Annotated in this window: 20 protein-coding genes; 6 read left to right on the forward strand and 14 right to left on the reverse strand. The window is 71.1% G+C overall.

Annotated elements, in window-relative coordinates; all coding sequences use genetic code 11:
* Positions 1-513: amidase family protein (locus tag AC0IW9_RS28435; protein ID WP_471651674.1), on the forward strand; the 513-nt coding region annotated here is incomplete at its 5' end.
* Between the two features lie 67 nt (positions 514-580).
* Here the strand turns inward: AC0IW9_RS28435 and AC0IW9_RS28440 are convergent.
* Genes AC0IW9_RS28440 through AC0IW9_RS28455 form a run of 4 tightly spaced genes read right to left on the reverse strand, consistent with a single transcriptional unit; the run spans position 581 to position 5,244 of the window.
* A complete protein-coding gene (locus AC0IW9_RS28440; RefSeq protein ID WP_471651675.1) occupies positions 581-1,309 on the reverse strand; it encodes an ABC transporter ATP-binding protein in 729 nt (242 codons plus the stop codon).
* The gene (locus AC0IW9_RS28445; protein WP_471651676.1) at positions 1,306-3,150 is read right to left on the reverse strand and encodes a branched-chain amino acid ABC transporter ATP-binding protein/permease; all 1,845 of its coding nucleotides are present in this window, start codon (positions 3,148-3,150) and stop codon (positions 1,306-1,308) included. The genes AC0IW9_RS28440 and AC0IW9_RS28445 overlap by 4 nt, the downstream gene beginning before the upstream one ends.
* Positions 3,147-4,022, reverse strand: a complete 876-nt coding sequence (locus tag AC0IW9_RS28450) for a branched-chain amino acid ABC transporter permease (RefSeq protein WP_471651677.1) — start codon at positions 4,020-4,022, stop codon at positions 3,147-3,149. The genes AC0IW9_RS28445 and AC0IW9_RS28450 overlap by 4 nt, the downstream gene beginning before the upstream one ends.
* Before the next feature lie 10 nt (positions 4,023-4,032).
* Positions 4,033-5,244 (reverse strand): ABC transporter substrate-binding protein, encoded by a 1,212-nt coding sequence (locus tag AC0IW9_RS28455; protein WP_471651678.1) that lies wholly within the window; start codon positions 5,242-5,244, stop codon positions 4,033-4,035.
* 206 nt (positions 5,245-5,450) lie between these two features.
* On the opposite strand from AC0IW9_RS28455, the gene AC0IW9_RS28460 reads away from it, so the two are divergent.
* A complete protein-coding gene (locus AC0IW9_RS28460; protein WP_471651679.1) occupies positions 5,451-6,755 on the forward strand; it encodes an FAD-dependent oxidoreductase in 1,305 nt (434 codons plus the stop codon).
* Positions 6,752-7,879: an NAD(P)/FAD-dependent oxidoreductase gene (locus AC0IW9_RS28465; protein ID WP_471651680.1), complete on the forward strand. Its 1,128-nt coding sequence runs from the start codon at positions 6,752-6,754 to the stop codon at positions 7,877-7,879. Before AC0IW9_RS28460 ends, AC0IW9_RS28465 begins: the two co-directional genes overlap by 4 nt.
* A gap of 6 nt (positions 7,880-7,885) precedes the next feature.
* On the opposite strand, the gene AC0IW9_RS28470 is transcribed toward AC0IW9_RS28465, so the two are convergent.
* From AC0IW9_RS28470 to AC0IW9_RS28510, 9 genes are all read right to left on the reverse strand, one after another.
* The gene (locus AC0IW9_RS28470) at positions 7,886-9,505 is read right to left on the reverse strand and encodes a peptide ABC transporter substrate-binding protein (protein WP_471651681.1); all 1,620 of its coding nucleotides are present in this window, start codon (positions 9,503-9,505) and stop codon (positions 7,886-7,888) included.
* A 12-nt stretch (positions 9,506-9,517) separates the two neighbouring features.
* Positions 9,518-10,363 (reverse strand): ABC transporter permease, encoded by an 846-nt coding sequence (locus AC0IW9_RS28475; protein ID WP_471651682.1) that lies wholly within the window; start codon positions 10,361-10,363, stop codon positions 9,518-9,520.
* 13 nt (positions 10,364-10,376) lie between these two features.
* Entirely contained in the window at positions 10,377-11,327 is a 951-nt protein-coding gene (locus AC0IW9_RS28480) for an ABC transporter permease (RefSeq protein WP_471651683.1), read from the reverse strand.
* The gene (locus AC0IW9_RS28485) at positions 11,324-12,298 is read right to left on the reverse strand and encodes an ABC transporter ATP-binding protein (protein ID WP_471651684.1); all 975 of its coding nucleotides are present in this window, start codon (positions 12,296-12,298) and stop codon (positions 11,324-11,326) included. The genes AC0IW9_RS28480 and AC0IW9_RS28485 overlap by 4 nt, the downstream gene beginning before the upstream one ends.
* The gene (locus AC0IW9_RS28490; RefSeq protein ID WP_471651685.1) at positions 12,291-13,277 is read right to left on the reverse strand and encodes an ABC transporter ATP-binding protein; all 987 of its coding nucleotides are present in this window, start codon (positions 13,275-13,277) and stop codon (positions 12,291-12,293) included. Before AC0IW9_RS28490 ends, AC0IW9_RS28485 begins: the two co-directional genes overlap by 8 nt.
* Before the next feature lie 66 nt (positions 13,278-13,343).
* Positions 13,344-13,901, reverse strand: a complete 558-nt coding sequence (locus AC0IW9_RS28495) for a sarcosine oxidase subunit gamma (RefSeq protein ID WP_471651686.1) — start codon at positions 13,899-13,901, stop codon at positions 13,344-13,346.
* Positions 13,888-16,830: a sarcosine oxidase subunit alpha family protein gene (locus AC0IW9_RS28500; protein ID WP_471651687.1), complete on the reverse strand. Its 2,943-nt coding sequence runs from the start codon at positions 16,828-16,830 to the stop codon at positions 13,888-13,890. Before AC0IW9_RS28500 ends, AC0IW9_RS28495 begins: the two co-directional genes overlap by 14 nt.
* 20 nt (positions 16,831-16,850) lie before the next feature.
* A complete protein-coding gene (locus AC0IW9_RS28505; RefSeq protein ID WP_471651688.1) occupies positions 16,851-17,096 on the reverse strand; it encodes a sarcosine oxidase subunit delta in 246 nt (81 codons plus the stop codon).
* Positions 17,097-17,099: 3 nt separating this feature from the next.
* Complete coding sequence (locus AC0IW9_RS28510) at positions 17,100-18,353, reverse strand: sarcosine oxidase subunit beta family protein (RefSeq protein WP_471651689.1); 1,254 nt, start codon at positions 18,351-18,353, stop codon at positions 17,100-17,102.
* Positions 18,354-18,447: 94 nt separating this feature from the next.
* Here AC0IW9_RS28510 and AC0IW9_RS28515 point away from each other — a divergent pair, with 94 nt between their 5' ends.
* Genes AC0IW9_RS28515 through AC0IW9_RS28525 form a run of 3 tightly spaced genes read left to right on the forward strand, consistent with a single transcriptional unit; the run spans position 18,448 to position 22,632 of the window.
* A complete protein-coding gene (locus tag AC0IW9_RS28515; RefSeq protein ID WP_471651690.1) occupies positions 18,448-19,041 on the forward strand; it encodes a pyridoxamine 5'-phosphate oxidase family protein in 594 nt (197 codons plus the stop codon).
* Between the two features lie 3 nt (positions 19,042-19,044).
* Positions 19,045-21,309: a penicillin acylase family protein gene (locus tag AC0IW9_RS28520; RefSeq protein WP_471651691.1), complete on the forward strand. Its 2,265-nt coding sequence runs from the start codon at positions 19,045-19,047 to the stop codon at positions 21,307-21,309.
* A 33-nt stretch (positions 21,310-21,342) separates the two neighbouring features.
* Entirely contained in the window at positions 21,343-22,632 is a 1,290-nt protein-coding gene (locus AC0IW9_RS28525) for an aspartate aminotransferase family protein (protein ID WP_471651692.1), read from the forward strand.
* A 3-nt stretch (positions 22,633-22,635) separates the two neighbouring features.
* Here the strand turns inward: AC0IW9_RS28525 and AC0IW9_RS28530 are convergent.
* Positions 22,636-23,424: SDR family oxidoreductase (locus AC0IW9_RS28530; RefSeq protein WP_471651693.1), on the reverse strand; the 789-nt coding region annotated here is incomplete at its 5' end.

Here is a 23,424-nt window from a genome sequence, read left to right on the forward strand (position 1 = left end):
GTGGAGGTGGCGGCGCCGTATGACCTGGCGTTGCTGCGGGAGGTCTGGGGGGTGCTGACGGCGGCGGGGGCGGCGCGGGTGGTGGCGCGCTTCCCGGACCGGTGGCGGGAGGATGTCACGGCGCAGATCCGCGGCGTGGCGGAGCGGGGGATGGCGCTGCCGGCGACGGCCTATGTCGAAGCGATGGACCGGCTGGCGGTCTTCCGCTCCGGCGTGACGGCGGATTGGGGCGATTACGATGCGCTGGTGATTCCGACCGGGTCGGCGCCGGCCTGGAAGGCGGAGGACGAGGCGCCGCCAGGGCTGACGCCGGCGACGCAGGGGATGTTCTGCGGCTGGGTGAATGCGGCGGGACTGGCCTCGATCAGCGTGCCGGGGAGGCCGCATCCGGATGGGCGGCCGATCGGGGTGCAGATCGTCGCGCCCTTCGGCGGCGATGCGCTGGTGCTGGAATTGGCGCGGAGGCTGGAGCAGGCATCGCCCTGGGTGGATCGTTGGCCCGCCATGGCCTGACTTCGGCCGGTCCAGGGGACGCCCGTCCCCTGGCAGGGGCTTTGGGGACAGCGTCCCCAACCTGCCTTCAGTGACGACTGCCGAGATAGGCGTCCAAGACCCGCGGATCATTGGCGAGTTCGCTCGATGGCCCGTCGAACAGCACCCGCCCATTCTCCATCACATAGGTCCGGTGGGTGACCGCCAGCGCGTAGCTCGCCATCTGCTCGACCAGCAGGATCGAGAGGCCTTCCCGGTTCAAGGTGCCGAGCACCGGGAAGAGCATGTCCAGCACCAGCGGCGCCAGGCCCAGCGACAGCTCGTCGATCACCAGCAGGCGCGGGCGGGAGAGCAGGCCGCGGGCGATGGCGAGCATCTGCTGCTCGCCGCCGGAGAGGGTGCCGGCTTCCTGGTCCAGCCTTTCGCGCAGGCGGGGGAAGAGGGTAAGGATGCGCTCCTGGTCGGCGGCGACGCCCGTCGGGTCCGAGCGGATGCGGCTGTAGCTGCCCAGCAGCAGGTTGTCCTTCACCGACTGGTCGGCGAAGACCATGCGGCCTTCCGGCACCATGGCGAGGCCGCGGGCGACCATGCGGTGGCTGCGCTCGCCGGTGACGTCCTGGCCATCGAAGCGGACCTGGCCGGCGGCGGGTTTCAGCACGCCGGAGACGGCGCGCATGAGGGAGGATTTGCCGGCGCCGTTGGAGCCGATGACGCCGACGAACTCGCCGGGGGCGACGGTGAGGTCGACGCCGCGCACCGCCTCGATCCGCCCGTAGGAGACGCGGAGGCCGCTGACGGAAAGCAGGGGGGCGCTCATGCGACGGCTCCCAGCTGCTGGGTGCCGTGGCCGAAATAGGCCTCGATGACGGCGGGGTTCTGCTGCACCGCGGCGGGCGGGCCATCGGCGATGACCTCGCCGTGGTCGAGCACGGTGACGCGGTCGGAGACGGCCATGATCATCTCGACGTGGTGCTCGACCAGGATGATGGTCATGCCGCGATCGGCGAGACCGCGGATGAGCCTGATCAGGTCCTCGATCTCGCCATGGGTGAGGCCGGCGGCGGGTTCGTCCAGCAGGAGAAGCTTGGGGCGCAGCGCCAGGGCGCGGGCGATCTCCAGTCGGCGCTGATGGCCGAAGGGGAGGTTGCGGGCCTGCTCCTCGGCGAATTCCGAAAGGCCCACGACGTCGAGCAGCAGCCGGGCCTGGGCGAGCATCGCGCGCTCATCCGCGAGGAAGCGGGGCAGGCGGAGGATGGTCTCGGCGAAGCCCGACCGGTAGCGGATGTGGCAGCCGACCAGGACGTTCTCCAGCACGGTCATGCGGCCGAAAAGCTCGGTATTCTGGAAGCTGCGGGCGATGCCGAGGCGGGCGAGGGCATAGGGCGGGCGGTCGCCGAGCTTCTCGCCGAAGAGCGTCACCTCGCCGGAGGTGGGTTTGTAGAAGCCGGAGACGATGTTGAGCAGGCTGGACTTGCCGGCGCCGTTGGGGCCGATCAGCGCATGGACGGTGCCGGATTGCACCTCCATCGAGACATGGCCGACCGCCGTCAGCCCGCCGAAACGCAGGGTGAGGTCGCGGGTGATGAGGCTGGCCTGGCCGGGGGCGTCGCGCTCGGTCGCAAGGGCCTCGAAGCCCGGGACGAAATGGGGCCAGGCGCCGGTGGCGCGATCCCCGGTGGCGCGGGAGAAGAGCCGGGCGCGCAGCTTGGCCAGCGACCCGACGATGCCGTCCGGCATCAGGAAGAGCACCAGGGCGAGCAGTGCGCCATAGGCGAAGGTCTGCCATTCCTGCAACCCCTGCAGCGCCTGGGAGGCGAGGAAGAGCGCGCCGGTGCCGACCAGCGGGCCGGCGAGGGTTCCGCTGCCGCCGAGGATGGTCATCAGCAGGAATTCGATGGAAGCGCTGAAGGTGAAGCTCTCGTAGTTCACGAAAAGCGCGAGATTGGCGAAGAGCCCACCGCCGAGGCCGGCGAAGCTGGCGGAAATTGCGAAGGCCAGGGTGCGGATGCCGGTGACGTTGATGCCGAGCGCGCGGGAGGCGTTCTCGGATTCCGCCGTCGCCCGCATGGCGCGGCCGTAGCGGGACTTGGCCAGCGCGTATTGCACCCAGAGCGCCAGCAGCAGGCAGCCGGCGATGAGGTAGTAGTAGTTGAAGCCGGCGACCCGCGTCGCCATCAGCCGGGTGCCGAGGATCGTCGGTCGCGGCAGGCTGGCGAGGCCGGAGGCGCCGCCGGTGAAGGACACCCATTCGCGCAGGATGTTCACGAAGACGAAGCCGAAGGCGATGGTGATGACCGTCAGGTACAGGGCGCGGACGCGGACGGTGGGGTAAGCGAGCATGGCGCCCATCAGCGCCGGCACCGCGACGGCGAAGACCATGCAGGCGGCGAAGGGAAAGCCGGCGCGGAGCGAGAGCAGCGCCGCGGCATGGGCGCCGACGCCCATCAGCGCGGCCTGGCCGAGCGAGACGAGGCCGGCATAGCCGACCAGGATGTTGAGGCCGATGACGACGATGGCGAGGATCATCGCCCGCATCAGCAGCCGCAGCTCGTAGCTGGTGGGGAAGCGGATATCGAGGACGTCGCCCATATAGGGGAAGATCAGCAGGGCAGCGACCAGCAGGACGATGACCGCGCCGGTGATTAGGCGGCGGCTCATACCTTCTGGAACTCCTTCTTGCCGAAGAGCCCCTGCGGGAAGATCAGCAGCAGCAGCACCATCAGGGTGAAGCCGATGGCATCGCGCGCCGCGGTCGAGAGATAACCCTCGATGAACTTCTCCGCGATGCCGTAGAGCACGCCGCAGACAACGACGCCGCGGGCATTGGCGATGCCGGCGATGATGGCGACGAGGAAGCCCTTCAGCCCGATGATGGCGCCCATGGTGGAGTTGGCCTGGATCACCGGGCCGATCAGCACGCCGGCAAGCGAGCCGAGGATGCCGGCGAGGCCGAAGGCCATCAGCGTGATGCGGTCCGCATCGATGCCGACCAGCCCGGCGGCGGTGCGATTGTAGGCGACCGCCCGCATCGCCCGGCCGAGCAGGGTGCGGCGGTAGAAGAATTCGAGGCCGCCGGCGACCGCCAGCAGCGCCACCGGCAGCAGCAATTCCTGCGGGTAGATGCCCGCGCCGGCGATGCGGATGGGATGCTCGGTCAGCGGCGTGGCGAAGCCGCGGGGGTTGGAGCCGAAGAGGGCGGTGGTCGCGGCCTCGATCATGGTGCCGACCGCGATGGTGGTCAGCATCCAGCCGACGGCATTGGCCTCCCGGTTGAAGGGGCGGACGAATCCGCGCTCGATCGCCGCGGCGGCCAGCGCGGCGGCGAGGATGGCGAGGGGGGCGGCGGCCAGCAGCGGCAGGCCCTGGTCCATGAGCAGGACGGTGAAGACCGCGCCCAGCATGAAGATATCGCCGAAGGTGAAGTTCACCGCCTTGGCCGCGCTGAACATCACGTAGAAGCCGAGGCCCACCATCGCATAGACGCTGCCGACCGAGAGCCCGGTCAGCAGGTACTGGATCACGGCTTCCATGGCGGGTTGCCTAGTTCCGCATGCCGAAGGGGGTGGCCTCGATCGGCATCAGCACGCCGTTGTGGAAGGCCTGCATCTTGTAGGCCTCGGGCAGGATGGCATCCATCCGTTCCTGGTTGCCGCGGATGAAGGCGGGGCGGTAGTCGGCGACGATGCCGGTATAGTTCACCCGGAACATCGCATCGCGCAGCTTGGTGCGGTCATAGGCGCCGGCCAGCTTCAGTGCCTCGGCGATGAGGTAGGTGGCGTCGTAGGCATTGCCCATGGCGGAGGGCAGCTGCAGGTCCGCGGTGGTGCGGATCTGGTTGGGAAATTTCTTCTGCATGGCGGCGAAGGCCTGGGCGGCGCGCGGCGGCAGGGTGCCGTTCCAGTTGAAGGTGCCGGCGACCATCACACCCTCCGCCAGGGGACCGACCGCGGTGGCGAAGGCCGTGGTCAGGCCCCAGGCGGAGACGATCTTCGGCTTGTAGCCGATGCGGTCCATCGACCGCAGCATGTTGGCGCTCTCGCGGTCCACCGCCCAGAGGATGACGGTATCGACGCCGGCATCGCGCAGGCGGATCATCTGCGCCGACATGTCCTGGTCGCCGATGTTGAAGGTCTCCTTGCCCGCCAGGGTGATGTTGGCGCGGCGGGCGGCGGCCTCGACATCCGGCAGGGCGCCCTGGCCCCAGGCGGTGCCCTCGTAGACGAAGGCGATCTTGCCGGACTGGCTGCGCTGGCGCGCCTGGTCGACCAGGTAGCCGCCGACCCAGCGGTCCTTCATGGAGACCCGGAACATCCATTCGTTCTGGCCATTCTGGTGCTCGATCACCGTGGTGCCGGCGGAGATCGGGCCGATCCAGGGCAGGCCCATCTCGGCCAGCGGCTCCCGCAGGGCGATGGCATTCGGGGTGCGGCCGCCGCCAATCATGATGACGCAGTTGTCGCGTTCGCCGATGCGGCGGCCGTTGTCCACGGCGCGGGCGGGTTCGCCGACGTCGTCGTAGATGACGAGCTTCAGCGGCTTGCCGAGCACGCCGCCGGCGGCGTTGATCTCCTCGAGCGCGGTCTCCACCGCGATGCGCAGCATCCCGCCGTTGTTGGCGAGCGGGCCGGTCATCTCCCAGGAGGCGCCGATGCAGGGCTCGGCGCGTTGCGCCAGGGCCGGCGTCGCCAGCATCGCCGTGGCCAAGCCGCCGAGGACGGCACGCCGCCCGAGGCTCCAGATCTGTCCTGCCATCGCGCATTCTCCCCGCGTTGCGGCCGCGGTCCACGGGGCGTGGTCGGGGCCAGTGCGGCAGGGTCAAGCAATCGTCATGCCGTGCCTGCGATGGCGGCAGCCGCGGGATGGCGGCGGCAGGCTGCCGTGATGCATGGCAAACCCTGCCCGGCTTGCGGGCAGCGAAGAGGCTTCACCGACGCCGCCGCCTGTCGCACCATGCGGGAATGAGCGATCCCACCTCCCTGGCCGGCAAGCACTTCCCGCTCCGCGCGGGCTTCGACGTCGTCGTCGCCGGGGCGGGGGAGGCGGGCATCGCCGCCGCCCTGGCGGCGCGACGGGACGGTGCCTCCGTGTTGCTGGTGGATGAGCATCCGCTGGACCCCGGGTTGATCGGCATGGATGTGCCCTGGCTGTTTGGCGGCCGGCTGGATGCCGCGGTGCAGAACCCGCAGCGGATGGAGGAGCGCGTCGTCGCGGCGCGGCCGGGCTTGCTGGCGGCGATGGAGGCGGGGGTGGAGGTGAGCCTCGGGACCTCGGTCTGGGGCGGCTTCGTGAAGGGCGTGGCGAGCCGGACCCTGGTGCAGCCGGTGCTGGGGCTGGCGGATACGCGGACGGCCTGGCTGGTGGGCTTCGGCCGGCTGGTGGTGGCGACCGGGGCGCGGGACGTGGTGGTGCCGCTGCCGGGCTGGACCCTGCCGGGGGTGATGGGGGCGCGCGGCTTCGACGCGGCGCTGCGGCTCTATGGCGCCTTCGCCGGGCGGCGGGTGGCGGTGGTCGGCGGCGGGGCGCTGGCGGCGGGCGTGGCGGCGGCGGCGCGGGAAGCGGGGCTGGCGGTGGTCGCCGAGGCGCGGGATCCCGGGCCGCTGCGGATCGAGGGTTCGCTGGAGGTCGAGGCTCTGGCCTGGGCCGGCGGCAGCGTGGCCTGCGATACGGTGGTGCTGGCGATCGACGTGGTGCCGAACCTGGAACTGCCGGACGTGCTGGGCTGCGCCATCGGCTGGGACGCGGCTCGCGGTGGCTATGTCGCCGCGGAGACGCCGCTGGTGACGTTGGTGGGCGATGCCGCCGGCACCGCGCCGGCGACGCGGGCGGCCTGGATGGCGGCGGCGCTGGCCGCGCCCGGCGCCATGGTCTGCGCCTGCGAGGAGGTGCTGGCCGAGGATCTGCGGGCGCTGCGGCCGCCGCGCTACCTGGCCGCCGAGGGGCCAGGGGCGGGGCTGGAGGCGCTGGGCGCGCTCAACCAGGACCAGGTGAAGCGGCTGACCCGCGCCGGCATGGGCGCCTGCCAGGGGCGGCGCTGCCGGGATGCGGTGCAGGCCGCCCTCGGCACCGTACCGCATGCCAGCCACCGGGCGCCGCTGCGGCCGCTGCCGCTGGCGGTGCTGGCGGCGCTGGAGGAGGACCCGGCGCTGCGGGAGAATTGGACCGGCTGGTTCGGTATCGCCGGGCAATGGCTGCCGCATTGGGAACCGGTGCCGGACAATCCGGAGTTCATCGGCGGGCGGCTGAGCCAGGGGTCGCAGGAATGATCGTGATCATCGGCGGCGGCGTCACCGGGCTTTCCACCGCCTTCTGGCTGGCGCGGGAAGGCCATGCGGTGACGGTGGTGGAGAAGGGCATCGTCGGCTGGGAGGCCTCGGGCCGCAATGGCGGCGGCTGCACCCATCCGTACAGCCCGCTGTTCCGGGAGGAGCAGCGGTTGTGGCCGATGATGGATGCGTTGCTGGGCCATCCCACCGAATGGCGGCCGAACCGGATCAAGGTGGCGCTGGACGAGGGCCAGCTCGATCGCGTCTGGAAAAGCACGGTGCTGGCGACGGACCAGGGCTTCGCCGCGGAGGCGCTGGACCCGGCGCAGCTACGGGAGTTCTGCCCCTGGGTGGGGCCGCAGGCGGTGGGTGGCGTCTTCTGGCGCTATGGCGGCCATGCCAATCCGCAGCGGACCTCCCAGGCCTATGCCTGGGCGGTGGAACGGCATGGCGGGCGAGTGCTGCAGCATACCACCGTCACCGGCATCCGCACCGCCGGCGGCAAGGCGGTGGCGGTCGAGACCAGCGCCGGGGAGATCGGCTGCGATGCGGTGGTGCTGGCCGCCGGGCCGCATACCGCACGGCTGGCGGAGCGCTTCGGCCAGCGCATCCCGGTGGCGCCGGCCCGGGCCGAGATGATCGTGACCGAGCCCTTGCCGCCCATCCCGCATGGCGGCATCGACGGAAACGGGCTCTATGGGCGGCAGACCCTGCGGGGCAACCTCGCCTATGGCGGCGGGCCGCATGAGTGGCTGGACATGGAGGGCGATGCGACGCCGCGGGCGGTGAATACCCCGGTGCTCGCCAGCCTTGCGCGGCGGCTGACCGAGATGTTTCCCGGCGCGGCGCATGTGCGGGTGATCCGCAGCTGGGGCGGGATCATCGAGAATACGCCGGATGGGCGGCCGATCCTCGACCGGCTGGAGGATCCGGGGAATGTGGTGGTGGCGACGATGTCCTCGGTGGGCTTCGGGCTGTCGCCGGCCTCGGGGCGGGCGATCGCGCAGCTGGTGACGCAGGGGGACTGCGACTTCGCCGACCTGTCGCAACTGAAGCTGTCGCGCTTCGGCAACCTGCCGCGGGACTGGCGGGCGCGGCAGGGCTGGGAAGCCCTGCCGCTGTAGCGCGGGCTAGGCCCAGCGCCAGTCCTGCACGTTCCAGGTGATGTCGGTGACATACTGGTTGGCGACCGGACCCTGGAGCTGCCTGCGCTTCAGATGGCCCTGCACCGAGCCGCCCTGGGCGGCGAAGGGGACCTCCTCATGCAGGATGGCCTGGACCTGCTTGTAGGTGGCGATGCGCTCGGATTGCTCGGTCTGGGTCACGCCGAGTTCGAGCAGGCGGTCGACCTCCGCATTCTCGTACTGGACGTAGTTGCTGCCCTGGCGGTGCTTGGCCGGGATCATCCTGGAATGGGTCCGGGCGGTATAGTCGGGGTCGAGGCCGACGGTCGGGTCCCAGGCGACCAGCAGCGTGTCGAACCTGCTCTGCGTGGTGTATTCGCCCCAGACCACGCTGGCCGGCATGTTGCGGATTTCCATTTCCACGCCGATGCGCTTCCAATTCTGCTGGAACAGCGCCTGGCAGCCCTGGCGGGCGACATTGCCGGCGGTGGTGGACATGGTGAACTTGAGCTGCACGCCGTCCTTGGCGCGGATGCCGTCGGCGCCGCGGCGCCAGCCGGCCTCGTCCAGCAGCTTCTCGGCGCCGGCGGGATCGGCGGTGTAGTCCCGCAGATCGTTGTTGTAGGCCCAGTGGCTGGGCTGCAGGTACGACAGGCTGCGCGGCCAGGTGCCGAAGTAGATGTCGTCGATCGACTTCTGCATCTCGAGCGCCATGGTCAGGGCGCGGCGCACCTTGGGATCGGCGAATTGAGGCTTGCCGCAGTTGTAGTAGACGAATTGCACGTTGGGGCTGGGGTAGGAGAAGAAGTCGCGGTCGGGCAGGGCGCGGGCTTCCGGCCAGCGGTCGGGCGGCACGCCGCCGAGGGCGAAGTGATCCACCTCCCCGGTGCGGGCCTGGCCATAGGCGACCTGCTGGTCGGGGACGAATTTATGGATGAACTGGCGGATGCGCGGGGCGCCGCGGTGGTAGTTCGGGTTGCGCTCATAGACCATGTGGCTGCCGGCGGTGCGGCTGCGCAGCAGGTAGGGCCCGGTGCCGACGGGGTTGCTGTTGAAGGCGGCGGTCTGCACCGAGGCTTCCTTCGCCAGGATATGCATCGGCACGATGTGCATGTTCTGCCAGGCCCAGAGGAAGGGCACGAAGGGTTTTGCGAGTTCCATCTCGATGCTGTGGTCGTCGATGACGCGGAAGGCCTTGATCAGGTCGAAGCCGGAGCGCGAGCGGACCGCGACGGCGGGGTTCATGATGGTCTGGTAGGTGAACTCGACATCGCGGGCGGTGAAGGGCTGGCCGTCGCTCCATTTCACGTTGCGCTTGAGGGCGACCTTCCAGGTCAGGCCATCGGGCGAGATGCCGCCATTGGCGCGGCTCGGCACCTGCACGGCGAGGTTGGGGATGAACTCGCCCTTGTCGTTGACGTCCCAGAGCGCATCGAAGAGGCAGGCCTCGGGCACGTTCTCGGTGCCGGCATTGACGTAGAGCAGCGGGTTGAACTGCACCGGCTCCTGCGTCATCGCCAGGATCACCCGGTCGCGGTTCAATGATTGTGCATGGACCGACGGGGCGGCGAGCAGGCCGAGGCCGGCGAGCAGCGCGCCGCGGCGCGGCAGAAGAAGCCCTGTCATGCCCTGTCTCTCCTATCGGTCCATGCGCAGGCGCGGGTCGAGCGCATCGCGCAGCCCGTCGCCCAGGAAGTTGAACCCCATTACCGTGAGCGTAATGGCCGCGCCGGGCAAGATGGCAAGCCAGGGGACGGTATCGAGATAGCCTTGGGCATTGGTCAGCATGTTGCCCCAGCTCGCCAGTGGCGGCTGTACGCCGTAGCCGAGATAGCTGATGTAGCTTTCCATCAGCACCGCGCTGGCGACCTTCAGGGTCGCGGCGACGAGGATGGGCGCGGCTGCATTCGGCAGCAGTTCCTTCACCATGATCCGCGCCGGGGAGGCGCCCAGCGCCCGGGCGGCGGCGATGAAATCCTGTTCCTTCAACTGCAGGATCTCCGCCCGGACGATGCGGCTGACCTCCATCCAGGAGGTGAGGCCGATGACGAGGGAGATGGAGACCAGCGTCGGCGGGACGAAGGCGGCGACCACCAGCAGCAGGAAGACCTGGGGAAAGCACAGCATGGTATCGACGAAGCGCATCAGCAGCGCATCGGCGAAGCCGCCGAGGTAGCCGGCGAGGATGCCGACCAGCGCGCCGGTCAGCACCGTGGTCAGCATGGCGACGACGCCGACCGTGAGCGAGACGCGGCCGCCGTAGAGCAGGCGGGAGAGGGTGTCGCGGCCGAGCTCATCGGTGCCGAGGGGGAAGGAAGGGTCGGCGAAGGGCGCGAGGAAGCGCAGCCGCGTGTCCAGCAGCGTCGGGTCCTGCGGCGCGATCAGCGGCGCGAACAGCGCCGCGGCCAGCAGCAGGGCGACGACCAGCCCGCCGGCCAGCGCCAGGCGGTGGCGACGGAAGCGGCGCCAGACGCGTGACTGCATCACAGGCGTACCATCATAGCCGAACCCTGGGATCGATGGCGGCGATGGCGATATCAGCGAGCAGGTTGCCGGCGATGACGAAAAGCCCGGTGAACATCATCAGCCCCATCAGCACCGGATATTCCTTCATCCCCAGCGCATCGACGAAGAGCCGCCCCATGCCGGGCCAGCCGAAGATGGTCTCGGTCACCAGCGCGCCGGAGAAGAGGAAGGGCAGCTCCACGCCCAGCAGGGCGATCAGCGGCTTGGCGGCATTCGGCAGCGCATGGCGCCAGAGCCGGGCGGACAGCGGCAGGCCCTTGGCCCGGGCGGTGCGCATGAAGTCCTGGCCCAGCACCTCGAGGAAGGCGCTGCGGGCATAGCGGGACCAGGTGGCGGTGATGACCAGGGCGAGCACCAGGGTCGGCAGAACCAGGTGGCGCAGCAGGGACAGCACGTCGCCCTCCTCGCCCAGCTCGAACATCCCGCCGGAGGGCAGCCAGCGCAGCTCGATGGCGAAGACGTAGATCGCCATCAGCCCGAACCAGAAGGTGGGGAAGGACAGGGCGAACAGCGCGCCGCTGGTCGCCAGCGCATCGAAGACGCTGTAGCGCTTCACCGCGCCCAGCACCCCGATGCCGAGGCCGAGCACGATGGCGACCGAGAGCGCGCTGCCCATCAGCAGCAGGGTCGCCGGCAGGCGTTCCAGCACCACATGCAGCACCGGGCGGCCGCCGAAGAAGGTATTGCCCCAGTCGCCGGTGAAGATGCCCGCGGCCCATTTCAGGTATTGCAAATGCACCGGCTGGTCGAGGCCGAAGACGGCCTTGATGCGCTCGATGTCCTGCACTTGGATCGAGGGGTTCAGCGTGTAGATCGCCAGCGGGCCGCCGGGCGCCAGATGCATCAGTCCGAAGCCGATCAGCGAGACGCCGATCAGCAGCGGCACCGCCTGGGCGAGGCGGCGGAGGATGAAGCCGATCATGCGCCCACCATGTGGCAGGCGACGCCATGGCCGCCGCCGAGGTCGCGGGTGCTCGGCGCGACCTGGGCACAGAGCGGGATGGCGAGCGGGCAGCGCGGGTGGAAGCCGCAGCCGGCCGGCGGATGCGCCGGGCTGGGGACATCGCCGGCCAGCACCTGGCGGCGGCGGGCGCCACCTGGCATCGCCTCCGGCACCGCCGAGAGCAGGGCGCGGGTATAGGGATGCTGCGGGTTGAAGAACAGCGCGGCGCGCGGCGCGGTTTCCACCACGCGGCCGAGGTACATGACCGCGACGCGGTCGGCGACATGGCTGACCACGGCGAGGTTGTGCGAGATCAGGATATAGGAGAGCCGCATCTCCTGCTGCAGCCGGCGCAGCAGGTTGATGATCTGCGCCTGGATGGAGACGTCGAGGGCGCTGACCGGCTCGTCGCCGATGATGAGTTCCGGATCCAGCGCCAGGGCGCGGGCGATGCCAATGCGCTGGCGCTGGCCGCCACTGAATTCATGCGGGTAGCGCTGCGCCGCCTCGGGCGGCAGGCCGACCAGGCGCAGCAGCCTTGTGATGCGGTCGGCGCGGTCGGATTCGGTGCCGATGCGGTGGATGGCGAAGGGGGCGCCGAGGATGCCGGCCACGTTCATCCGCGGGTTGAGGCTGGCATAGGGATCCTGGAAGATGATCTGCATGCGCCGGCGGAAGGGCGCCATGGCGCGGCGGGAATGCCCGGCGATGTCCTGGCCGCCGAAGCGGATGGCGCCGGCGGTGGGGTTCACCAGCTTCAGGATCGCCTTGCCGGTGGTGGTCTTGCCGCAGCCGCTTTCGCCGACGATGGCCAGGGTCTCGCCGCGGGCGACGGTGAGCGTCACCCCATCCACGGCGCGGACGAGGCCGGTCTGCCGGCGCAGCAAGCCGCCGCGCTGGGGGAAATGGACCTTGAGGTCCAGGACCTCGAGCAGCGGCGGCTCAGCCATCCAGCGGATTCCAGCAGGCGGCCAGATGCGTCTCGCCGCGGAGCGGCGGCGCCTCGGCGATGCAGCCGGAGACGAGGCGGGCGCAGCGCGGGGCGAAGGCGCAGCCGTGCGGGCGTTCGGCCGCGCCCGGGACCATGCCGGGGATCTCGTGCAGCCAGGGTTCGGGTTCGGCCAGGATGCGGGGGATGCTGGCGAGCAGGCCTTGCGTGTAGGGATGGCGCGGCGCGGCGAAGATTTGGTCGGTGGGGCCGGTTTCCACGATGCGGCCGGCATACATGACGGCGACGCGATGGGCGGTCTCCGCGACAACGGCCAGGTCGTGGGTGATGAGCAGGACGGCGGTGCCCAACTCCTGCTGCAGGCCGGCCAGCAGCTCGAGGATCTGCGCCTGGACGGTGACGTCGAGGGCGGTGGTCGGCTCGTCGGCGATGAGCAGGGCGGGGCGGCAGGCCAGCGCGATGGCGATCATCACCCGCTGGCGCATGCCGCCCGACAGCTCATGCGGCCAGGAGGCGGCGGCGCGGGCCGGGGCGGGGATGCCGACGAGGTGGAGCATGGCCTCCGCCCGCGCCTGGGCCTCGGCGCGGCCGAGCCGGAGATGGCGGCGCAGCGGCTCGGCGATCTGCGCGCCGACCGGCATGACCGGGTTCAGCGAGGTCATCGGTTCCTGGAAGACCATCGAGATCCGGTGGCCGCGCAGCCGTGCCATGACGGCTTCCGGAAGGTGCATGAGGTCGGTGCCGTCGAGCAGCACCTCGCCGGCCGGCAGTTCGGAAAGGGGCGGCTCCAGCAGGCGCATCAGCGCCATGGCGGTCATGGTCTTGCCGCTGCCGCTCTCGCCCACCAGGCCGAGGGTCTCGCCGCGCCCGAGGTCGAAGGAGATGCCGTCGACCGCGCGCAGCACATGCGGCGGGTCCGGGATATGGACAGTGAGGTGCCGGACGGAGAGCAGCGGCGGAGCGGCGTCGGAGGCGGTCACCGTGCTTTGCCACTCCGTCGCCGGGGAGCGGCAGCATGGCATGCGCGCTCCGCCGGCCGCAATCGGTCAGGCGAGGTCGTAGCCGTATTCCGCGGCGGCCGAGGTCAGCCATTCGAGCGCATTGGCGGCAAGCGTGGCGAAGACGATCAGGTCGTAGGCATCCGCGGCGGTCTGGTGCAGCAGGCAGGAGAGATGGGCGATCTGGGTGGAGGCGACGCGGCCGGGGCCGAAGGCGCGGGGATGCAGGTCGATGCGGCAGCCCTTGGCCAGCACCGCACGGGCCCTGGCGCCGGCGAGGCCGAGGGTGCAGCGGCCATGCGACTGGTCCACCAGCGCGGCGCCGGCGGCGAAGGGCGCCGCGCGGGCGAGGAGCGCGCCCTCGCCCGCGCGGGGGGCCGAGAGCAGCCAGGCATCGGGCTGGATCCAGAGCGCGGTGACGTCGCCGGCGGTGGCGCTGGCGCCGGGCGGCGGCAGGGTCAGGCCCAGGCCGGCGGGCGTGGCGCCGCGGCGGGCGGTGACCTGCACCAGCTCCCGCGCCGGCAGGGTGAGGCGCAGCGGGGCAGGGCCGGGCAGGCCGGGTGGGATGAAGCCGGCCAGCGGGGCGATGGGCTCAACCGCGGACACGGGCATTCTCCGGGTCGTAGTGGTGCGGGCTGCAGATGGTGACCGGCACGGCTTCGTCGAACAGCGGGTTGGCGGCGGTCAGCGTGCTGCCGATGCGGGCCTCGCCGTCGCGCAGCATGGCGAGGCCGATCCAGCCGGGCTGCACGACGCTGCGGGTGACGCTGGTGATCCAGCCGAGGCTGGTGCTGCTGCCGGGCTCGACCAGATGGCTGCCGGCCTTGATCTGCCTCGCGGGATCGGTGCTGCGCAGGCCAACGAGGCGGGGGCGCGAGGGGTCCAGCAGGCCGGGGCGCTGGGCCAGGGCGCGGCCGATGAAGTCGCCGCGCTTCTTCAGCATCCGGCCGAGGCCGCAATCCGCCGCCGTGGTCTGGCCGTTCAGCTCCGGCCCGGCGACATGGCCCTTCTCGATCCGCAGCAGGCCGAGCGCCTCGACGCCATAGGGCTCGATGCCGAAGGCGGCGCCGGCGGCCAGCACCGCGCGCCAGACATGCTCGGCATAGCCGGCGGGGGTGGCGATCTCATAGGCCTGCTCGCCGGAGAAGCTGAGGCGGAAGAGCCGGGCGGGGACGCCGGCGGCGGTGCAATCGGCGACCGCCATGAAGGGGAAGGCGGCGTCCGAGACATCGACGCCGCCGATGACCGCGGCGATGGTGGCGCGGGCCTGGGGGCCGGCGATGGACATGGTGGCCCATTGGTCGGTGACGCTGGCGAGGGAGACGTCGAGCTCCGGCCAGCAGGACGCCAGGTGGAATTCTATGTGCTGCATCACCGGCCCGGCCTGGGCCGTGGTGGTGGTGACGAAGTAGCGGTCCGGGCCGAGGCGGCTGGTGGTGCCGTCGTCGAGGACGATGCCGTCCTCCCGCAGCATCAGCCCGTAGCGGGCGCGGCCGACCGGCAGGGTCGAGAAGGTATTGGCGTAGATGCGGTCGAGGAAGGTGGCGGCATCCGGTCCCTGCACGTCGATCTTGCCGAGGGTCGAGACGTCGCAGACGCCGACCTTGGTGCGGACGGCGCGGGCCTCGCGCATGACGCTGGCCCAGGCGTCGGCATCCCCGGCGCGGGGGTAGTAGGCCGGGCGCTTCCAGACGCCGGCATCCATCCAGACGGCGCCGGCGGCATCGTGCCAGCGGTGCAGGGCGGTGCGGCGGGTCGGCTGGAAATGGCGGCCCACGCCCTCGCCGGCCAGGGCGCCCCAGGCGATGGGCGTGGTGTAGGGGCGGAAGCGGGGCAGGCCGACCACGCCGATGGACTCCCCGCGCGCTTCGGCCAGTACCGCGGCGCCGACGATGCCGCCGGTCTTGCCCTGGTCGGTGCCCATGGCATGGGTGGTGTAGCGCTTGGCATGCTCGATATGGGTGAAGCCTTCCCGATGCGCGAGGCGCATGTCGGCGGCGGTGACGTCGTCCTGGAGATCGACGAAGGCCTTGCCGCGGGCCTTCACCTCATAGAGCGGGAAGGGCGTGTGGCTGAGGCCGAAGGCTTCGGGCAGATCGGGTGCCGGGGCAGGCCTGAAGCCGGCGGCCTCGGCGGCGGCGGTGCCGGCGCTCGCGCCATCGGCCGCGGCGGCGGCGATGCCGAAGACGCCGCGGCAGGCGCCGGCGCTGCGTTCCCGCTGCACCGGGGCGCCGGGCAGGAAGGCCTGCCGAACCTCATCCCAGGTGAGCGGCGCGCCGGATTGGCTGGCGAGGTGGACGGCGGGGTTCCAGCCGCCCGAGATCATCAGCAGGTCGGCCGGCAGGGCGGCGGATTGGCCGGAACGACCGAGGCCGCGATGGCGGATGCCGAGCAGGGCGAGGCCGCCGATGGTGCCGCAGACCTCATGCCCCGCATGCACGGTGAAGCCATCCTCGCGCGCCTGCTGCATGGCGGGGCTATCGGCGCGGGGATCGATGATGGCGGTGACGGCGGCACCGGCCTCGGCCAGGGCATAGGCGCTGGCATAAGCGGCGTCGTTGGTGGTGAAGAGCGCGGCGGTCTCCCCGGCGCGGACGGCCCAGCGGCGGGCATAGGCGGCAGCGCTTCCGGCGAGCATCACCCCGGGCCGGTCATTGCCGGGGAAGGCGATCAGGCGTTCATGCGCGCCGGTCGCCAGCACGACCTCCGCGGCACGGATGGTCCAGAAGCGCTGGCGCGGCTGGTGCGGCGCCGGTTCCGGCAGGTGGTCGGCGACGCGCTCGATCGCGCCGAGGATGCCGTGGTCGTAGAAGCCGAAGACGGTGGTGCGGGACAGCATCGTGACCTCGGGCATATCGGCCAGGGCGGCGATGGCGGCGCGGCGCCAGCCTTCCTGCGCCGGTTCGGCCAGCAGCCCGCCGCCAAGGAGGAAATCCTGCTCGGCCAGCAGCACGCGGGCGCCGGTGGCACCGGCCGCGCGGGCGGCGGCGAGGCCGGCGGCGCCGCTGCCGACCACCAGCACGTCGCAATGGGCATGGGCGCTTTCGTAGTGGTCCGGGTCCGGCACGCCGCTGGCGCGGCCGAGGCCGGCGGCGCGGCGGATCAGCGGCTCGTAGACCCGTTCCCAGAAGGCGGCGGGCCACATGAATGTCTTGTAGTAGAAACCGGCACCGAGGAAGGGCGAGAACAGGCCATTCGCCGCCATGCGGTCGAAGGTGAGCGAGCCCGCGCGGTTCTGGCTTTCGGCGGTGAGGCCCTCGAAGAGCTCGGCGACGGTGGCGCGGGTATTGGGCTCGCGCCGGGCGCCGCCGCGCAGCGCGACGAGGGCATTGGGCTCCTCCACGCCGGCCGAAAAGATGCCGCGCGGGCGATGGTACTTGAAGCTGCGGCCGACCAGGCGGACGCCATTGGCCAGCAGCGCGGCGGCCAGGGTATCGCCGGCATGGCCGGTGTAGCGGCGGCCGTCGAAGCTGAAGGCGAGGCGGGTGCCGCGGTCGACATGGCCGCCGGCGGCGACGCGATGCGGCTGGCTCATGCCCCGGGTCATGCCCCGGGTCATGCGGGCGTCACCGCGCTGATCTCATGCGTCACGGTATGGCGGCGGACCTGCAGCCAGGCGCGGCAGCCGCTGGCATGCTGCCACCACTCAAGCGTCCAGCCCTTGGGGTTCGCCCGGGTATAGACGTAGTCGTAGAAGGCTTCGGTATCCGCCTCGGGCGCCGGGCGGCGCACGCCGGCATCGCCGCGGAAGCTGAACTCCGCCTCGTCGCGGGGGCCGCAATAGGGGCAGGGGATGCGCATCGGTTATTGCATCCAGGGGTAGGGGCCATTGCCCCGTTCATCCAGCGCACGGCCCTGGCGCAGCCGGTCCAGGGTGAAAGCGGCGTTCAGCGGGTGGGGCTCGTCATGCGCGATGGTCCAGGCATGGCACCAGCCGCTGCCCGGCGTCGCCTTGAAGCCGCCGTAGCACCAGCCCGCGGTCATATAGAGGCCATGGATCGGCGTCTTGCAGATATAGGGCGAGCCATCCGGCGTCATGTCCATCACCCCGGCCCAGGACCGCAGCGCGCGCAGCCGGCCGAGCGCCGGGATCATGCTGACGCCGGCGGCGAAGACGTGCTCGGCCTCCCGCAGGGTGCCGCGCGAGCCGTAGCTGTTGTAGCCATCGAGCCCGCCGCCGAAGACCAGCCCGCCCTTGTCCGACTGGCTGATGTAGAAATGGCCGGCGCCGAAGGTGACGACGCAATCGATCATCGGCTTCAGCGCCTCGGAGACGAAGGCCTGCAGCAGGTGCGTCTCGATCGGCACCTGGATGCCGGCCATGTCCGTCAGGGTGGTGGTATGGCCGGCGACGGCCAGCCCGACCTTGGGCGCCCGGATCTCGCCGCGCGTGGTGTGCACGCCCTGGATGGCGCCAGCCTCGATGATCATGCCGGTGACTTCGCAATGCTCGATGATGTCGACGCCGCGGGCATCGGCGGCATGGGCGAAGCCCCAGGCGACGGCATCGTGCCGGGCGGTGCCGCCGCGGCGCTGCACCAGCCCGCCCATGACCGGGTAGCGGCCGTTGTCGAGGTCGATCAGCGGGCACATCGCCTTCACGCCGTCGCGGTCCAGCAATTCCGCGTCGATGCCGCTGAGGCGCATGGAATTGCCGCGGCGCATGGCGGCGTTGCGCTGGGCGTCGTTGTGGAACAGGTTCACCACGCCGCGCTGGCTCATCATCACGTTGTAGCCGAGCGACTGCTCGAGCCCTTCCCAGAGCTGGAGCGACTTCTCGTAGAAGCGGTTGTTCTCCGGCAGCAGGTAATTGGACCGCACGATGGTGGTGTTGCGGCCGGTATTGCCCTGGCCGATCAGCCCGCGTTCCAGCACCGCCACGCGGCGGATGCCATGCACCTCCGCCAGGTAGAAGGCGGTGGCGAGGCCATGGCCGCCACCGCCCACGACGATGACGTCATAGGCCGACTGGGGCGAGGCCTTGCGCCAGGTCTGGGTCCATCCCCGATTGCCGCGAAGGCCCTCGGCGGCAATCCGGAAAGCGGAATAGCGCGGCATGCTGGATGGTAGGGGCGGCGCGCGACGCGTGACAAGGGTCCGTTGCCGGTTAGAGTGGTGCGAAAGCTCGGGGCCGAAAGATCGGAGATTGCCCATGTCGCGCCTGTTCCATGCCGGCAACCGCGAATTGCAGGACCGCTACGACGGCCGCCGGGTGGCGGATACGCTGGAGGCGCGGCGGCGGTCCGAAAGCTTCCTGCCCGAGCATGTCGCCATGATCGAGGCGGCGGCCTTCTTCTTCCTCGCCACCGCCGCCGAGGGCGCGGTGGATTGCAGCTTCAAGGGCGGGCCACCCGGCTTCGTCTGCGTCACCGGCCCGGCCGAGCTGGAATTCCCCGACTACGACGGCAATTCGATGTACCTCAGCCTGGGCAACATCCGGCTGAGCCCGGGCATCGGCATGCTCTTCGTGCCCTTCGACGGCAGGTCGCTGCGGCTCAGGCTGCGCGGCCGGGCGGCGCTGGTGGAGGATGCGGCGCGGCTGGCGGCGATCCCCGGCGCGCGGCGGCTGGTGCGGGTGGCGGTGACCGACATCTTCCCGAATTGCCCGCGCTACGTGCCGGACCTCGCGGCTGGCGCGCCCTCGGCCTATCTGCCGCGGGAGGATGGCAGCCAATTGGCGCCGGAGTGGAAGGGCCGGGACTATATCCAGCCGATCCTGCCGCATGACGACCCGCACCGGAGCTGACTGATGAGCATCCCGACCGAGACCATCGCCGTCCCCGGCCTGCCGGGCGAGGCGGAGATCCTGGTGGACCGCTGGGGCATCCCGCATATCAGCGCCGGCAGCGAGGCCGCGGTCTTCTTCGCCCAGGGCTTCAACGCCGCGCGCGACCGGCTCTGGCAGATGGACACCTGGCGCAAGCGCGGGCTGGGGCTGCTCGCCGGCGACCTCGGGCCCGCCTATGTCGAGCGCGACCGGGCGGCGCGGCTGCTGCTCTACCGCGGCGACATGGCGGCGGAATGGGCCGAGTATGGGCCGAGCGCCGAGGCCTGGACGACCGCCTTCGCCGCCGGGATCAATGCCTGGGTCGATCTGGTGGGGCGGGAGGCGGCGCGCCTGCCGCTGGAATTCCGCCTGCTGGGAACCACGCCGCAGCGCTGGACCGCCGAGGATGTGGTGCGCTGCCGGGCGCATGCGCGGGTGCGCAACCTCGACAGCGAGGTGGCGCGCAACAACATCGCCGCCCGCTTCGGCATCGCCGCCGACCGCTTCCACAAGCTGCTGCAGCCGGACTGGCAGGCGACCCTGCCCGAGGGATGGGAAGCGCTGCCGATCCCGCCCGAGGTGCTGCGGACCTATCTGCTGGCGACGGAGCCGAATGCGATCGGCACCGGGGAGCCGGCCGATCCGCTCGGCGCCGAGAACCACGGCAGCAACAACTGGGCATTGGCGCCGTCGCGGACCACCACCGGCCGGGCCATCCTCGCCAGCGATCCGCACCGGGTGCATGAGCAGCCCTCGCTGCGCTACGTCGCGCATCTGACCGCGCCGGGGCTGGACGTGATCGGGGCCGGGGAGCCCGCGGTGCCGGGGGTGAGCCTCGGGCACAACGACCGGATCGCCTTCTCCCTCACGATCCATCCGACCGACCAGGAAGACCTCTACGTCTACGAACTCAGCCCGGAGGACCCGGAGCTCTACCGCTACGGCATGGGCTGGGAGCGGATGCGCCGCGTGGTCGAGAGTATCCCAGTGAAGGGGGAGGCGGCGCGCGAGGTGGTCCTGCTCTTCACCCGGCATGGGCCGGTGCTGCATCTGGATGCGGCCCGGCACCGCGCCTATGCGCTGCGCAGCGTCTGGCAGCAGCCGGGAACGGCGGCCTATCTCGCCAGCCTCAACTACCTGAAGGCGCGCGATTGGGCGGAGTACACGGCGGCGCTGGAGGGCTGGGGCGCGCCCTCGACCAACCATGTCGTGGCCGATGTCGCGGGCAATATCGGCTGGGCGGCGGCGGGGATGGTGCCGATCCGGCCGGGCTGGGACGGGCTGCTGCCGGTGCCGGGCGACGGGCGGCACGAATGGGCGGGGCTGCGGCGATCCTCGGACCTGCCACGGGCAGCGAACCCGAACTGCGGCTGGCTCGGCTCGGCCAACCAGATGAACCTGCCGGCGGATTACGACCACCGGGAGAAGAAGACCGGCTTCGAATGGACCGATGCGGCACGCTACGACCGGCTGTCCGAGATGCTGGCCGGCGACCGGCGGTGGTCCGTCGCGGAGACGCTGGGGCTGCAGACCGACGTGACCTGCGTGCCGGCCCGGCGGCTCTGTGCCCTGCTGGCCGGCGATTCAGCCGCGGTCGCGCTGCTGCGCGGCTGGGACCACCGGCTGGGGAGCGAGAGCGGGCCGGCGGCGCTGTTCGAGATCTGGTTCGCCAAGCATCTGGTCCCGGGCGTGATGCGGGACTGGGCGCCGGAGGGCATGGCGGCGATGGTCGGCGTGCCGGATACGCAGCTCATCCTCGCGCTGGTGGAGGCGGCCGCGGCCGCCGACCGGGCGGCGTTGTTCGACAGGACCCTGGCGGCGGCCTGGGCCGAGGCCGCGGCGCTGCTCGGACCGGATCCGGCGGGCTGGGCCTGGGGCCGGCTGCACCAGGGCTATTTCGAGCATCCGCTGTCGCGCCTGGCGCCGCAGCTGGCCGGGCGGCTCGATGCCGGGCCGGCACCCAAGGGCGGCTCCAACCTCACCATCAACAACAACGGCTGGCGGGCGAAGGACTTCCGCGTGGTCTCCGGCGTCTCCTGGCGGATGGTGGTGGATGTCGGCGACTGGGACGCCAGCTTCACTATCAACAGCCCGGGCCAGTCCGGCGATCCCGCCAGCCCGCATTACCGCGACCTCTTTCCGCTCTGGGCGCGGGAGGAGTACGTGCCGCTGCTGTTCAGCCGGGCGGCGATCGAGGCGGCGGCGGAGCACCGTATCCGGCTGGTCCCGGCGGCGGCGGGGTCCTAGGCTGGCCGCAGCGCAGCGAAGGAGTTTGCCCCGATGAACGTGATGGCCCGCAGCGAGTCCGAACAGGCCCTGGTGCAGACCGCGAAGCGCGTGCTGCCGGCGGGGGGCTTCGGCAACTTCGCCTCGGACATGATCATCCGCGAGGGGCGCGGCGGCCGGGTCTGGGATGTCTCCGGCAATGAATACGTGGATTTCCTGCTGGGCTCCGGCCCGATGTTCATCGGCCATGGCCATCCGGATGTCATCGCCGCGGTGCAGGCGCAGATCCCGCTCGGCACCACCTTCTTCGCCAACAACGAGCATGGCATCCGCCTCGCCGAGGAGATCGTCGAGGCGCTGCCCTGCGCCGAGCAGGTCCGCTTCGTCAGCACCGGTTCCGAGGCGGACATGTATGCGCTGCGGGTGGCGCGGGCCTTCCGCAAGCGTGACCGCATCCTGAAGTTCGAGGGCGGCTACCACGGCATGTCCGACTGGGGGCTGATGAGCCTGGCGCCGAAGAGCCTGGCGAATTTCCCGAATGCGGTGCCGGACAGCGCCGGCATTCCGAAATCGGTGCAGGAGGAGGTGCTGGTCGCCCCCTTCAACGACCTGGAGACGGCCCGCAGCCTGATCGCCGAGCATCACGACGAGCTCGGCGCCATCATCGTCGAGCCCTTCCAGCGGCTGATCCCGCCGGCACCGGGCTTCCTGCAGGGGCTGCGCGACCTCGCCACGCAGTATGGCATCCCACTGATCTTCGACGAGGTGGTCACCGGCTTCCGCTTCGCCTATGGCGGCGCCCAGACCTACTACGGCGTGACCCCCGATCTCTGCACCCTCGGCAAGATCATCGGCGGTGGCTTCGCCCTGGCGGCGATCGCCGGGCGGGCCGATATCATGGCGCATTTCGACCGCGGGATCGTCGGCGACGACGGCTTCCTGATGCAGGTCGGCACGCTGTCCGGCAATCCGGTCGCGGCCGTCGCCGGGCTGGCGACGATGGCGGTGCTGCGGCGGCCGGGCGCCTACGAGGGGGTCTTCGAGACCGGCCGCACCATGATGCGGGAGATGGCGGGGATGCTGGCCAGGGCCGGCGTGCCGGCGCAGGTGATCGGCGAGCCGCCGCTCTTCGACGTGGTCTTCACCGCCGAGGATGTCCGCGACTACCGCGGCACGCTGCGCGCCGATGCGGCGGTGCAGAAGCACGTCAACGCGCATCTGCGGGCCAGCGGCATCCTGAAGGGCGACAGCAAGTACTACATCTCGCTGGCGCATGACGACCGCGACGTGGCGCAGACCCTGGAGGCCTTCCAGGGCGCGCTGGCGACGCTGCCAGCGCGATGAGGCCTAGGTAGAGCGCACCCAGCCGCCGTCGATGTCCAGGATCGCGCCCTGGACATAGCCGGCCTCGTCGCTGGCGAGATAGGCGACCATGCTGGCGATCTCGCCGGGCTCGCCGAAGCGGGCGACGCCGGTGTCCTTGGCCAGGGCGGCGCCGGCGGCCTCGTCGTCCAGCCCGCGCTCGCGGGCGACGGTGGCGATGCGGCCGGTCAGCCGCCCGGTGCGGATGCTGCCGGGGTTGATGCAGTTCACCCGCACGCCTTCCGCCACGCCCTTGTCCGCCAGCGCCTTGGTCAGGTTCATCAGCGCGGCATTGACCGAGCCGCCGATGGCGAAGTCGGCGCTGGCGACCTTGCCGCCGACGCCGGCGATCATCACCACGGTGCCGCCCGAGGCGCGCAGATGCGGCCAGGCGGCACGGGTCAGGCGGACGGCGCCGAAAAGCTTCAGCGCATAGCCATCCGCCCAGATTTCGTCACTCAGGGTGGCGAAGTCGCCGCGCTGGGTGGCGCCGGCGCAATTCACCACCAGGTCAAGCCGGCCGAAGCGGGCGACCGCCTCGGCCACCGCGGCATCGGCGGCAGCCGGTTCGCGCAGGTCGGCGGTGAAGGCGGCGCAGCCGGGCATGGCGGCGGCCGCAGCCTCGATCGCCTCGGCGGAGCGGGCGACGAGCAGGACGCGCATGCCCTCGGCGGCGAGGCGCTGGGCGATGGCGAGGCCGATGCCGCGGCTGGCGCCGCTGACGATGGCGGCACGGCCGGCAAGGTTGAGGTCCATCAGCCGCGGCCCGCCCGG

The sequence above is a fragment of the Belnapia sp. AC561 genome, assembly GCF_979252845.1.

What these genes read in the sequence shown, in the direction of transcription:
- AC0IW9_RS28440 (WP_471651675.1), bottom strand. Translation starts at nt 1,309, where the DNA reads ATGAGCGCCCCCCTGCTTTCCGTCAGCGGCCTCCGCGTCTCCTACGGG.
- AC0IW9_RS28445 (WP_471651676.1), bottom strand. Translation starts at nt 3,150, where the DNA reads ATGAGCCGCCGCCTAATCACCGGCGCGGTCATCGTCCTGCTGGTCGCT.
- AC0IW9_RS28450 (WP_471651677.1), bottom strand. Translation starts at nt 4,022, where the DNA reads ATGGAAGCCGTGATCCAGTACCTGCTGACCGGGCTCTCGGTCGGCAGC.
- AC0IW9_RS28455 (WP_471651678.1), bottom strand. Translation starts at nt 5,244, where the DNA reads ATGGCAGGACAGATCTGGAGCCTCGGGCGGCGTGCCGTCCTCGGCGGC.
- AC0IW9_RS28460 (WP_471651679.1), top strand. Translation starts at nt 5,451, where the DNA reads ATGAGCGATCCCACCTCCCTGGCCGGCAAGCACTTCCCGCTCCGCGCG.
- AC0IW9_RS28465 (WP_471651680.1), top strand. Translation starts at nt 6,752, where the DNA reads ATGATCGTGATCATCGGCGGCGGCGTCACCGGGCTTTCCACCGCCTTC.
- AC0IW9_RS28470 (WP_471651681.1), bottom strand. Translation starts at nt 9,505, where the DNA reads ATGACAGGGCTTCTTCTGCCGCGCCGCGGCGCGCTGCTCGCCGGCCTC.
- AC0IW9_RS28475 (WP_471651682.1), bottom strand. Translation starts at nt 10,363, where the DNA reads ATGCAGTCACGCGTCTGGCGCCGCTTCCGTCGCCACCGCCTGGCGCTG.
- AC0IW9_RS28480 (WP_471651683.1), bottom strand. Translation starts at nt 11,327, where the DNA reads ATGATCGGCTTCATCCTCCGCCGCCTCGCCCAGGCGGTGCCGCTGCTG.
- AC0IW9_RS28485 (WP_471651684.1), bottom strand. Translation starts at nt 12,298, where the DNA reads ATGGCTGAGCCGCCGCTGCTCGAGGTCCTGGACCTCAAGGTCCATTTC.
- AC0IW9_RS28500 (WP_471651687.1), bottom strand. Translation starts at nt 16,830, where the DNA reads ATGAGCCAGCCGCATCGCGTCGCCGCCGGCGGCCATGTCGACCGCGGC.
- AC0IW9_RS28505 (WP_471651688.1), bottom strand. Translation starts at nt 17,096, where the DNA reads ATGCGCATCCCCTGCCCCTATTGCGGCCCCCGCGACGAGGCGGAGTTC.
- AC0IW9_RS28510 (WP_471651689.1), bottom strand. Translation starts at nt 18,353, where the DNA reads ATGCCGCGCTATTCCGCTTTCCGGATTGCCGCCGAGGGCCTTCGCGGC.
- AC0IW9_RS28515 (WP_471651690.1), top strand. Translation starts at nt 18,448, where the DNA reads ATGTCGCGCCTGTTCCATGCCGGCAACCGCGAATTGCAGGACCGCTAC.
- AC0IW9_RS28520 (WP_471651691.1), top strand. Translation starts at nt 19,045, where the DNA reads ATGAGCATCCCGACCGAGACCATCGCCGTCCCCGGCCTGCCGGGCGAG.
- AC0IW9_RS28525 (WP_471651692.1), top strand. Translation starts at nt 21,343, where the DNA reads ATGAACGTGATGGCCCGCAGCGAGTCCGAACAGGCCCTGGTGCAGACC.